Here is a 12868-nt window from a genome sequence, read left to right on the forward strand (position 1 = left end):
AAGTAGGTGAATTATTATCGATATCATTGAAACTAGGGTAAGAGGTTTTATTGCTGATATTCAACACCCAAAACAAAAAAAGAAAATAAATATAAACGATTTGGAAATTCAGTTGCGCAAGCTTTTGGATGATTATTTTGAAATGGACGGCTATTCGTTGTTTTATCGTGCCATTGAAATATTGCAAGCGGAAGGACAACTGATTCCTATTCCAAATAATCAATATAATGGAAGAAGCCCAGCGCTTGCCTTATATTACTGGGTTAATTTAAAAGTTCAGACGCTCAAATGGGATCGTTTCGAGATGATGAAATTAGGTGATCAGTTTGATTTTTCCTTTTATGAACGGCATCCCGAATGGCAAACGAAAGAAGAATGGAATCGAATCCAACATGTTTATGCTTTTCTCCAATCCAATCAGGAAAGGGAAAACGTGTCATTTGAAGAAAGAAGTCTGGAGCTCTTTGGTCATGAAAAATTCTTACTAGACAATGATAGCTTTCCGGATGGAAAAGGGTTTTTAGCTAGAATTGGAGTATCTGAAGGGCAACTTAAAATGGTGAATTACGGGGAGCCTTTTGTATTTTGGATGAAACAAGGGAAAGAAATAAAAGATATTCAGCGGATTCTGATCGTCGAAAATCTATCATTCTTTCATACTTCCATTAAGTTATTGGAAGCCAATCAACTCGATTATGAACCTGAACTAATCATATATGGTGAAGGGACTAAAATCGAACGGAGCTTTTCCTTTTTCTTCAGAATGTTTCCGCCCAAACCCTATCTTTTCTATTACGCAGGAGACCTTGATGCCGCGGGATACGGGATCCTCATTCGGCTTATCGAAAAATACTCGGATTGCTGTATTCAGCCTGCTTTAAAAATATATCGCAAAATGCTTCAATGTCTAGAACAAAGGAATGACCAGAAACAAGGCCAAACACAAAACATCAAATACCGTGAGGCATTCTTTCAATGGTTTACGGAAGAGGAGCAAGCCTTATTAATGCAATTTTGGCAAGAAAATAAGCGAATCCCACAAGAAGTCTTAAACATAGAAACATGGAGGCGATGGATGTGAACGAATCATGGGAAGGATTCGCCCAGCGTATGCAACGATTAAATCCACTGTTTGAGCTTGGTAGGGGAATGGAAGTGGGTGAGCTTAAACCTCATATCCAAACCATTCTCATGCAAGTGCTCCTGACCATCTTTTATAGAGAATTAAATGATGATGAACATAGACGCAAGTCAGATATCAAGTATATGGTGGAAGATTCCATTAAGCAAATGAAGCTTTTGGCAGACGATAGGCAAATTGAACGGATAACAAGCGGGCTCCTGTATCAGGGGAAAGAAGAGTATAGTAAACCGTTTGAAGCCTTATATTACGATGAAATAAGACAATCCTGGGAGACTCAGGTCTTCCGATATGTCACAATGGATGAATTATATACGAATTTAGAGATGGGCGGATCCATTGTTTATAAACTCACGGATGTTGCTCAGGAAATGATTTTTATGAGCAGGGAAATGGCTGAGGAATTCTCGATAACGATTGAACAACTCTACAGTATGCAGCTGATTAAAAATGGAAATTTTAGAAAAGCTACTCGAAACCTCGATCACCTCATTTCACGAGTAAACCGCTTAATGGCAAAGGAATTCTCCTTTCAAAAGGAAATGATCAACAATCCCAAAATCTTATTGATGGAAGAGGAATGGCAAAGGGCTGACAATCGTGTGGAAATTGAAAAGCAATTTGAAGAAGAAAAAAACCACTTCCGTACCATCACTAGTATGATCGATAAAACAAAACGAAGGAATGAAGAAGATGATTATATTCAGAAAGAATTGATTCTTCTCCAAGAAAAAATTGGCCATACAAGGCAATTGCACGATCGTTTTGCTAAGCTGGTTATTCAAAATATTTCCTATGAAATGAAATTAAAAGTGGAAAACCCTTCCTTGTTTTGGGAAAACAGTTTGGTCTCCTTTCGAGAGCATATTTATGAAAATGGGTTCATGAAGAATGGAATTCAAACTTTTACGGAAATCGAAACGGTGCTTTCTCCTTTATTTTCACCGAAGAATGAATTTATTTTGCCTCTTGATTGGATTTGGGGTGAGCAAGAATTCGATGAAAAACAACTAACCGATGCCGTAATTGAAGAGGAGGCAGAAGAAAGCATTACGCGTCTGCGAGTGACGAACTGGGAATCTGTTATTAAGGCTTGGAGTTATGTTTTTCAATTCTTACAAACAAACGGAGAGTTTTCGTTAGCTGATTTAGCAGAGATGCCATTAGAAGTACAGGATTTATGGTTTGAAGAATCTGAAACGATTGATTTGTGGATGATGTTCGATAAAAAGCCACTGAAGGTTCAAGTGCTACATCGAAAAGAAGAAACATTAACCGATGAGAGGGAAATTCTTCTTTATAAACTAATGAAGGAATATCCTCAATTTCAAACTTTTGAGGGCACAAAAATCTTTACAGAGTTTGATCATAAAGCGGAGCCTTTCTTATGGTATCAAACGAAAATGACCCCTTTTAAACTATGTGTACAGGAGGAGAAAGGATGAATGCAGAAACGATCAAAAGAGCATCTGCTGTCTATTTTACTCTATTAAAAGATAAAGTAATCGACGAGAATAGTGAACACTTCCAGACTTATTTCGATACGGAGGTGAGACAGACGGTTCTTTTATTAGCAGACGAATCTGGTACATATATCATTGAATCGCCAAAACGCATCCAATTAGTTGTCCAGCCTACTGGCTCCGTCTTTGCTACGAATTTTACCCATATGAAAGAAAAGCACCGACAAGTCGAAAATAAGAAACATTTTCATCTTATCAGTGTTGTCATTATGTCATTTTTAGCGGCCATCGATCGCAACCAGGCTGCAAAAATTCGCACGAAGCGGGAAGGGATTAGCTATTACGCATTAGAACGGCAAGTCAACGACCTAATGATTCAATGGGATAGCATTCTTAAAGCTAAACCGACCTTCGGGGAAGACGAACGAATTGATATGAAGGAAGTTGTAACCACCTGGAAATACATGGAGGTTGACACGGACGATTATGGAGTAAAAAAAGGCAATAGACGAACAAGAATCGGTTTAATTGCCGGAGCTATGCGTTTATTAGAGACGGAGGGGCTGATCGTCATTCTTGATCGGGACGATATAGCAAAGGTGATACCAAAACAAGAGCTTTTTGAGCGAATTGAATACCTGTATCACGATTATGACCGTTATGAAGTTTTTAAGCAATTAATGACAACAGAGGAGGATGAGCATGCCGAAGATCCATCGAATTAGAATTGTTAACCTGAAGTATGATGGCATGCAAAAGCAATATAAAGATACCACTTTTAATTTCCATAATGAAGAGACATCAACCAATGCCCTTATAGCGATGATGAATGGGGGCGGGAAAGGTGTGTTCCTTCAAACGATCTTCCAAATACTCAAACCTGGGACCTCGTGGGGGAAACAAAACAATCGTTATTATCAACAGTTCTTCTTTAATAATAAGGAACAATTTATTCCATATACATTTCATGTACTTATTCAATGGGAATTGGACGGAGCTGACCGCCGGCATCTGATTACGGGAGGAATGTTCTCAGCCGAACAACGGATCTCGATGAGTGAAGAAAGTGGAAATGAAAGTAAAACATTGGAACAGGAAGCAAAGATCCTCCCTACAATTACCTTTTATACGAGAGAATTTGAACGGAAAGAAGAGGCAGCGCTTGAGCATATTCCGCTCTACGATAATGATGAGGTTGCTGAAATCGAAAGTTTAAAGGACTATTTAAAATGGAATGGATATGACGTTTACCGAGATACGAAGAAGCACTATCGTATCCTTGATACATACGGAATTAACCGTAAAGACTGGGATATTATGAAAGATATTAACAAGGATGAGGGCGGCGTTGGGAAATACTTTGAGGGAGCGGAGGATGATCATTCCCTGTTCCAAAAACGAATTGTTCCAACTGTTAGTCAAGTCTTGCACAGGACGGAACATCAAAAGAACGATCTTGTGGAGATTTTCAAGAGTCAGGCAAGTATCGCTAAGGACCTGCCTGTTCTCTTAAAAAGAGAGCAAGCCCATAAAGAGTTTTTAGAAGACATTGTCCCTTTTGAAGAGCATCTAGCTAAAGGTGTTGAACATAAAGAAATTGTTCAAGCAAGTATACAGGCAGGAAGACAACTGCTGGGTGCTTTAGAGCATTTGAAGCAAACGGAAGAGGAAATGCAGCTTACTTTAGAAAAAGACATGGAGAAATTAATCCTAAGGCAAGCAGAACTACGCTATCAAAAAGACAACCTGGAGTATGCAAAAGCTCACAGAGAAGTTATGGATTGGGAAAAGAAATTAGTGGAAGAAAGGAAGAAGCATACTTCCTTACAAGCCATCGTTCTAGAGAAACAGGAGCGAAAAGAAGCATTAGTATTTCAGGCTTTATTGAAAGAGTGGAGTGAAAACGAACAAACCATTCGCTCTCTTTCCCAGCAGATAGCCACATTGGAACAAAATAGTGGCTTAGAGCAAGTGAATCAAAGAATGGAAGAGATCAAACAAGAAGCTAAAAAGCAATGGGAGCAGTCCTATTTATCCATACAAGAAGCGATTAAGCAGTATGTGGGATATCAAAAGTTCTTAAAGAAAAAAGGAACGGAGCTGTCGCAACAGGATAAACAAAAGACAAAAAAGATTGCTCAGCTTAGTACTGAAATTGATTTTCTTTACACGCAGATGCATGCCTTTGAGTCCAAGGAAGCGGCACTAATCCAAGCATTTGGCGACCGCTTAAGGTATGACTTAAAGGGATTGATCGAAAGTCTTTTTAAACAAATTGAAGACAAAAAGGCTAGACTAGTAGAGGTGCAAGCAAAAGATAAAGAATCTAGTGAACGGCAAAACCAACTTGCGACTTCACATGGTACCCTCGTCCAATCGATTCAGTTTTCAGAAGAAAAATGTGAAGAATTAAACCTAGCAAATGAAGAGCAAATGCAAAGAGAAGCAAAATTATTGGATAAACTTCATGGTTTATTAAATGATGCCACAGCGCCGTTTACTCACTCGCTCTTATCGAAGTATTCTATACAAATAGAAGAAATACTAAGCAATAATCGACAACAAGCTGAACAAATTAAAAAAGACCTATGGGAAACACAACTCGACCATTCCTTAAACGATGAGCCCTTTTGGGTAGCAAATAAAGATGTAAAAGAATTAAAGGAATGGATCGATGAGAAGACTGGCATTGATGTGTTTTATGGTACCCAATTTCTCCAATCCTTACGTGCTGAGGACCTAGCGAATAACCTTATGAAGTATCCGCTACTTCCTTACGGTTTGGTCGTAAGCGGGCAGCAATGGCAAAAAATAAATCAGCAGGTTCTTTCCGGAAGAATGTTCAAAAGTCCTGTTCCGATTTTCTTGCGGGAGGAAATGAACAGCGAATATCATCAAACTTCCTTTGTGATCATTAACGGAACCGAGCAAGAGCTATTAACGGATAAAAACCAATTCACCAACTGGAAAATAAAGATTGCTAAACAAATAGAAGAAAAGAAAGAAACACTCCTTGAAATTGAAAAAACAGAAACCTCCTTACGTCGTGTTTTAAAGGAAATCGATCGATTTTTATCAAGCGATCTTTCTATTGATATCGAAAAAGCTCTCAATCAGGAACAAAACGCGCTTCTTTCTAAGAAAAAAAATTTACAGGAAATCAAAGCACAAGAAGAAAAAGAAAAAGAATTGCAACTTCAGCTAAAAGAACAGCTGGAGAATACAAAAAGTAAAATAGAAAAGTTTACAAAAGATGTGGAAACATTAGAGGATTTTGATCAAGAAAAAACTCTTCATCAAGAAAATAAACGAGTGAAATTAGAGAAAGAGAAACAAAAGGAAGCCTTAGGTTCTCAGCAGCAAGAAATAGGAAAAGAGCTCCAAAATACAGTTGAACTGCAAAACCAGTGGAATCAAACGTATTTAGAATGGAAGCTGACATCCGAACAAACTATAAAGGAGATCAGGTTCTTTATAGAAGAAGCGGTTTTTCCTACTGATGAAAAAGCAGATCCATGTGATGAGGTCCCTCATCTTTCATCACATTTATTAGAAAAGATAAATGGAAGTATTGGAGAGCTAAAACAGCTCCAGAAATCAAAGGAAGAACAGGCTAAAGAATTACTCGTTATTCAAGCAAAAAAAGAAACCGAACAAAAGCAGCAAAAGAAATTAGAGAAAAAACTCAATGCTCATGATGAGGATTGGAATAAAGCTCCAGAACCAGATGAACCTATCAGTATCTTAGAAAATATGCTGCAAACCGCACAGAAGGAAGCGAAGGCAGCGGAAAAAGAAGAACGTGTACAAGGAACTGCTGTAACCGTCGCGGAAACGTCATTAAAGCATGCAACTGAACAACGTGAAAAGTCAGGAAAGAAAGTAGAGAAGCATGAAAAACAGCCTGAAGAATGGGCAGATCTTGACTTAGTGGTAAAAGAAGTAGAAATTAAAGACCAAACAAAGTTGACGAAAGAGGAAGTAAAGCAGGCTGAGAAACGCAAAAAAGAAACTGAAAATAATATTACTGGCTATGAAGGAGATTTATTAACCTTATCCGTAATCCTAAAGGAAGAAGCGGGAGTATTTACGAATGAGGATGTAGAAAAAATTAAGACTCAAGGCAAAGCATGTATCTTATCCTGGTGTGGAGATCATCAAGCAATACAGGAAGAGGGGCAAGAGAAGCATGCGAAAATCGATCAATCCCTGCGCAATTTAAAGCTTGCGATTGAAGGAAAAGATTGGGAGATTCGATTTAAAAATGAAGTATTAACCACACTTGATCATATGGATACAAGGCATTATACACATATCCAGAGCATCGTTAAAAACATGAAGCGTTTTTCACAAAGTGGGTTGGAACAATTAGAACGCGACAAAGAAAGGGCAGAAAAGGCTCAAAACTTCTGGGCAAGCCGTGCCAGCATGAAAGTGATGAGCATTGCTGAGGCCATTCGTTCGATGATTGCGAAAATGAAGTTGAAAAATGAACGAGGATCCTTTCCGCTCGTTCAGCTCAAAGAAGACATCTTACCTAAAAAGGCGGAAGATATCGAACCACTTCTAAAGCAGCATTTTGTAGCTGCTATTAATAAAATCACTAAACAATTTGATATGATTGATGATCATAATCGCGCCTTAGACGAAGAAATAAAACAACTGATAAGTGATGAGCAAATTTTATTTGTATCACTCCGAAATCGATATCCTGAGCTGCTCGTATATAATATGCGAACGGATAATGCCTTTATGTACGGGAAACCTCAAAGAGAGCATTATTCAACCTGGCAGACTATTAATCAAGGTTCTAGGACGAAATCCGATGGCAGCGGCGGACAGAAGTTATCGGCCCGAATGGTGATGATGATGATGTTATTATCCGTTAAAAGCGAAACAGATCAAAGCTGGGTGCCTTTAGTTTGTGATAATCCGTTCGGACAAGCAGCATCGGCACACGTCCTTGACCCGATTTTCGCCGTGGCCGAAAAACTAAAGTTCCAATTCATTGTTGTCACTCCGCCCGAACTGGTGAAAACAGAAATCAGCCAAAGATTTGATTCCTATTATAAATTGGACTTCATTCGTGAAAAAGGAAAAGAAATTGTTTCGGACACGATTGTTCCAGCCTTTCGGATTTACCAGGGAGAGGCAGTCGTTCAATAGGGTAACACAATGATAGAATCGAGGATTAGGGGAAAAAATCTCACTTTCTGTATAGAAGGTGGGATTTTTATTTGTATTAGGGAAAACGAGTAATAAATAAGGATAAAAAAATTAATAATTACCAGTGGGATTAAATAAGAAGACCACGGTGCAATACCGAGGTCATCAGTTAGCGGCATAGGCCCTTTTATTAAGCTGTGTCCATATTATGGGTATAATTCAGTTCTCATCGATCTAGTGAGCAAAAATAATTAACCTCTTATTACTTTGATAAAAGTTTTAATTTAATAACTTCGTCGTATTTTGTACACGATACAAAGCATCCTCTTATTTTCTAGTAACAACGACAATAATGTAATTCTTTTTTATAAAGAAATAACACCTAAAATTAGTGCGGCTATTACCATCACCGTAGTGGTTCCTAGTGCCCATTTAATTAAAAATCTCTGTAAATCACTAAATTCAATTCCTACCATACCTATTAATAAATGTGCGGCTGCTACTAAAGGACTTAGAACGTGGACAGGCTGTCCCAATATGGCGGCACGGCCGATTTCGGCAACGCTTATGCCATAAGACTCGGCGGCTTGGGCAATAATCGGAAGTACCCCAAAATAAAAGGCATTATTTGACATGAAAAAAGTAAAAGGAGCGCTTAAAAAAGCCACGATTACTGGTAAATGCTGCCCCAATGCTTCAGGAATCAATGACACTAAAGTAGTAGCCATGGCATCAATCATTTTCGTTCCTGACATAATACCTGTAAAAATACCAGCTGCAATAACAATGGAGACGACCGCTACTGCGTTACTTGCGTGTGAAGAGATTCGTTCTTGTTGCTCTTTTATATTTGGATAATTAACTAATAAAGCAATAGCAAATGCAACCATAAATAAAATCATGAGTGGAATAACATCCATAATTAACAAAACTAAGAGAATGAGGGTTAAAGCAAAGTTAAACCATACCAGTTTTGGACGGCGATAGTTAAACTCCATTTTTGCATCCATTTCAGCCGTACTGGCCACTTCTCGAAATGCATCAATATCTATAACTCCAAGTCTCCTGCGTTCCATTTTTCCGAAAATAAAGGATATAACCAGAACCCATAAAAGCCCAAAGCCCATGACAGGAATGAGTGGCAGAAACAGCTCAGATGAGTCAAGTTTCAATGAAGTCATCGCCATTGCAGAAGCTCCACCCCAAGGAGTCATATTCATTACTCCCATTGAGGACATGGCAACTCCTGCAAGAATTAGAGGATTCATTCTTAGACGTTTATAAAGCGGAAGCAGGGAAGAAACCGTAATCATATAGGTTGTGGTTCCATCACCATCTAAAGCAACCATCATCGACAGGACAGCTGTACCTACAACAATTTTTAAAGGATCACCTTTGACGATTTTTAAAATTTTGGCAATAAGGGGTTCGAATAAACCAGTATCAATCATCAGTCCAAAGTACAAAATGGCGAAAAAGATCATAATGGCGGTAGGGGCAATAGCTTTTACCCCCTCAAACATCATCGTACCCAAATCATTCGCATAACCCCCTATTAGACCAAATAGGATGGGAATGAGCATGAGGGAGACAAGGGGTGTTAGCCGTTTTGACATAATTAAATACATAAAAACTGCAACCATAGAAAATCCCAAAAAAGATAGCATACGTTAAATCCTCCTTTGTTATTAATTGTGGGTTCAACAAATCTTAGTAAATAACAAATTATTTTTTACTTAAATTTTTTCATAGAGTAAAGTAAATTAATAACAAGACTAGAAGAGTGTACCCACTGTTCACTAATTGATAGCGCTTTCTAAGAAAGATTAACATGTTGATATTCAAAGGAATATATAAAACAAATAATTTTAATTTTTTCCATAAATATCTTTTTTTTTATTTTTTTTACGTAAAATCTAAAATTTCTGCGAACTCACATAATAACAAACATTAAAATTGATAGAATTGAACCTAATATTAGAATAGTGCTATTATTGATATATAATATGAACAATCACATCTTCTGAGATATTTAGCGAGGGGAAACCAGTTGGGCAAAAAAATAAAAAAACCACGACTGTTAACACAAATGGTTGTATTTTTTTCCACTATTATTTTAATTACTATTGTTTCTGTAAGTGCTCTTTTTTCCATGATGATTGACGATATGATTAAAACTTCATTGGGTAACCAGGCTATGGCAGTAGCGAAGATGACGTCTCAAAAGGAACATATTATCGATGCATTTAAGGAACCCAATCCTTCTTTAACTATACAGCCCATTGCAGAAGAAATACGGAAATCCACAGGAGCCGGCTATGTAGTAATTGGCAATAAAGAAAATATTCGGTACTCTCACCAGATAACAAAATATATAGGAAAGCCGATGGGTTCAAGCAACAAACTGGTATTTGAAAATAATGCCTCAATTATATATGAAGGAACTGGAATTTCAGGAAAGGCGATTAAGGCAAAAACCCCTATTTATAATAAGGACGGAGAAATAATTGGTGTATCGTCCGTTGGTTTCTTAACCTCAGAAGTAGAGGGAAAAGTACATAGCTACCGTCTTAAGTTACTTCAGTTTTCTATTTTTATTTTGTTATTTGGGATAACTGGGGCAGTTATTATATCAAAGAGGGTAAAGAAACTAATTTTTAACCTTGAGCCAGAAGAAATATCCTTTTTGTTTAAAGAAAAAGAAGCTACCTTAGAATCAATTAGAGATGCCACTGTTGCAGTCAACATAGACGGTGAAGTAACTTCCATCAATAAACGGGCAAGAGAGTTGTTGAAACACGATGAGATCGAGAAGGGGATGAGAATTAAGCATAGCCGTCTACACGCTCTAATAGAATCCGTAATGGGCAGTCAACAAAATATTATTAATCAAAAGGTAATTTTTGGTGACCAATTAAATTTGGTTGACGCATCACCGATTCTGGAGAAACAAAGAACACGAGGTGCCGTATTAACCATCCGGCCTGTTTCCGAAATAGAGGAAATTATAGATGAGATTTCAAAAGTACAAAACGTTTCTGACCATATCCGCGCGCAAAATCATGAATATTTAAATAGATTAAACACTATTTATGGATTGATTACCCTTGAACAGTATGACGAAGCAAGGGAACTTATTTCAGAAGAAGTCAAAGAACGTCAAGATATTGTGGTTTTTTTAACTTCTTCAGTTAAAGATCCTTTTATTGCGGCTTGTCTGCTTGGAAAAATAAATCGATCAAAGGAATTAAAAGTAGAACTTGAAATCGATAAAGACAGCAACCTGGAAGATATCCCCTCTACATTAAATACTAAATTATTTGTATCCATACTTGGTAATTTAATAGATAATGCCATGGAGGCAGCTGTTCGGGCTAATTCTAATGGCGCCTATGTAAAAGTTTCCTTCACAGATATTGGAAGCGATATCATTTTTGATATAGAAGACAACGGTAAAGGAATCCCTGAAGAATGGCAGGAGATGATTTTTATTCAAGGATTTACGACAAAAGAAGGAGAAAATCATGGACTAGGACTAGCCATTGTTAAAAATGCCTTAAAAAAACTGGATGGGGAGATTTTTATTTCTACAAGTGATTCAGGCGGAGCTCAATTTACAATCGTTTTACCAAAAGGCAGCTAAGAGAGGGGTATTAAGGATGACCAAGGAACTAATCAAAGTGATGATTATAGAAGATGATGAAACAGCGGCTAAAATTTATGAAAAATTTACTGATAAAGCAAAAGGATTTCAAGTAGTCGCCATTGCAAATACGGGGAAGCAGGCACTTGATATGTTGAATGTATTTACTCCCGATCTTATTTTGCTCGATGTCTTTCTTCCTGATATGAATGGGACAGATTTATTATGGGAGATTAGAAGAAAACTGAGAAGTATGGACGTAATTATGATAACAGCAGCTAATGATGTTGGCACTGTAAGCGAAGCAATCAGGGGAGGAGCATACAGTTACATCCTTAAACCCATTATGATTAACAAGTTTCTTGAAGTGCTGGAACAGTTCAAAGAGACTAGAGAAAAACTAGTTAAATTAACAATTGTTGAACAGGAAGATGTTAACGATTTTTTTAGAGTAAAACAACCACGGGAAGCGGTTTTAGCCCAGGAGGAACCACCTGAAATACTGCCTAAGGGAATTGATAAACATACATTAAAAAAAGTCAGGAAACAAATAAAGGATATAAATGAAAACATAAATGCAGATGATTTTTCAAAAATAATCGGAGCCAGTCATTCTACTGGCAGGAGATATCTTGAGTATTTAGTTGCAATTAATGAGATGGAAGTAGAAGTTATTTACGGAACCATAGGACGCCCTGAAAGGAGATATCGGAAGAAGTAATCTGGGCATTTTTTCTTAGAACAGTTCATTATTTTAGAAAGAATAAACCCGACTAAGACTGTGCACGCCTTAATCGGGTTATTTTTATTTTCATTTGCTTTTCTTGCCAAACTCCATGTTTTCAGCACAAGAAGTGAATGAGGAATTAAACATATTTTCTTGCTGAATATTCAGCAAGCCAATCAGGTAATGTATTTCGTTGGTTAGATTCGCGTTCGTGTTCAATTCTCTCCCGTCCTTTCCTCATCCATTTTTGTAATGTTTCTGGAAAATTATTTTCTTCAAAAGAGAATACCGCAATTTCAGCAATCGCAGGTGGAAAAGGACTTTTTCGAATGTGGTTTTTCACCTTCGCCATTACCTTTTCATAATCCATTTCAGAACAAAATTGGAACCATTGCTGGACCGTCTCGTCCTTAAAAATGCAGTTGGGATAAACCGATTCAATAAGTATTAAAAGTTTGACTACCTCTTCCTTGGTCAATGCGATTCCTCCTCTAATATAATTTTCCCTTCATGAATCAGCCATTCCACCCGGTCAGACATGGATTCCTTTTTTGACTTTTTAGGCTGTTTGCCGCTTTTCTACGCTTCTAGTATTGACTTGATGGCCTTTTCGCAAAACAACGGGCTGTAAGTTATAATAAAAGTGGATGGTTAAATTTATGATAATTTGGATGGTAATTAATTATTATGAACATTGGGTTTTTTTAAAGTTCATAACAAACGATTAA

At 37.4% G+C, this 12868-nt stretch carries 8 protein-coding genes; 6 read left to right on the top strand and 2 right to left on the bottom strand.

Annotation, left to right across the window (positions count from 1 at the left end):
* The first annotated feature begins 112 nt into the window (after window positions 1-112).
* Genes ACSU6B_RS06195 through ACSU6B_RS06210 form a run of 4 tightly spaced genes read left to right on the top strand, consistent with a single transcriptional unit; the run spans window position 113 to window position 7770 of the window.
* Window positions 113-1081: a Wadjet anti-phage system protein JetD domain-containing protein gene (locus ACSU6B_RS06195; protein WP_410883634.1), complete on the top strand. Its 969-nt coding sequence runs from the start codon at window positions 113-115 to the stop codon at window positions 1079-1081.
* Complete coding sequence (locus ACSU6B_RS06200; protein ID WP_410883636.1) at window positions 1072-2586, top strand: hypothetical protein; 1515 nt, start codon at window positions 1072-1074, stop codon at window positions 2584-2586. The genes ACSU6B_RS06195 and ACSU6B_RS06200 overlap by 10 nt, the downstream gene beginning before the upstream one ends.
* Window positions 2583-3329: a DUF6063 family protein gene (locus ACSU6B_RS06205; protein WP_410883638.1), complete on the top strand. Its 747-nt coding sequence runs from the start codon at window positions 2583-2585 to the stop codon at window positions 3327-3329. The genes ACSU6B_RS06200 and ACSU6B_RS06205 overlap by 4 nt, the downstream gene beginning before the upstream one ends.
* Window positions 3307-7770 carry a hypothetical protein gene (locus tag ACSU6B_RS06210; RefSeq protein ID WP_410883640.1) on the top strand — a complete coding sequence of 1488 codons (4464 nt, stop codon included), beginning with the start codon at window positions 3307-3309 and terminating at the stop codon, window positions 7768-7770. Before ACSU6B_RS06205 ends, ACSU6B_RS06210 begins: the two co-directional genes overlap by 23 nt.
* Before the next feature lie 365 nt (window positions 7771-8135).
* Here ACSU6B_RS06210 and ACSU6B_RS06215 read toward each other — a convergent pair whose 3' ends face one another.
* Window positions 8136-9437 (bottom strand): CitMHS family transporter, encoded by a 1302-nt coding sequence (locus tag ACSU6B_RS06215; protein WP_410883642.1) that lies wholly within the window; start codon window positions 9435-9437, stop codon window positions 8136-8138.
* Window positions 9438-9820: 383 nt separating this feature from the next.
* Between ACSU6B_RS06215 and ACSU6B_RS06220 the strand changes: the two genes are divergently transcribed.
* Entirely contained in the window at window positions 9821-11413 is a 1593-nt protein-coding gene (locus ACSU6B_RS06220; protein ID WP_410883644.1) for an ATP-binding protein, read from the top strand.
* A gap of 16 nt (window positions 11414-11429) precedes the next feature.
* Window positions 11430-12134, top strand: coding sequence for a response regulator (locus ACSU6B_RS06225; RefSeq protein WP_410883646.1), 705 nt, complete (start codon window positions 11430-11432; stop codon window positions 12132-12134).
* Between the two features lie 145 nt (window positions 12135-12279).
* Here the strand turns inward: ACSU6B_RS06225 and ACSU6B_RS06230 are convergent, their stop codons facing one another.
* Window positions 12280-12618 carry a replicative helicase loader/inhibitor gene (locus ACSU6B_RS06230; RefSeq protein ID WP_410883648.1) on the bottom strand — a complete coding sequence of 113 codons (339 nt, stop codon included), beginning with the start codon at window positions 12616-12618 and terminating at the stop codon, window positions 12280-12282.
* Window positions 12619-12868: the final 250 nt, after the last annotated feature.

This window comes from Neobacillus sp. C211, assembly GCF_051842875.1.
Lineage (GTDB): Bacteria > Bacillota > Bacilli > Bacillales > Cytobacillaceae > Neobacillus.

What these genes read in the sequence shown, in the direction of transcription:
- ACSU6B_RS06200 (WP_410883636.1), top strand. Translation starts at nt 1,072, where the DNA reads ATGGATGTGAACGAATCATGGGAAGGATTCGCCCAGCGTATGCAACGA.
- ACSU6B_RS06205 (WP_410883638.1), top strand. Translation starts at nt 2,583, where the DNA reads ATGAATGCAGAAACGATCAAAAGAGCATCTGCTGTCTATTTTACTCTA.
- ACSU6B_RS06210 (WP_410883640.1), top strand. Translation starts at nt 3,307, where the DNA reads ATGCCGAAGATCCATCGAATTAGAATTGTTAACCTGAAGTATGATGGC.
- ACSU6B_RS06215 (WP_410883642.1), bottom strand. Translation starts at nt 9,437, where the DNA reads ATGCTATCTTTTTTGGGATTTTCTATGGTTGCAGTTTTTATGTATTTA.
- ACSU6B_RS06225 (WP_410883646.1), top strand. Translation starts at nt 11,430, where the DNA reads ATGACCAAGGAACTAATCAAAGTGATGATTATAGAAGATGATGAAACA.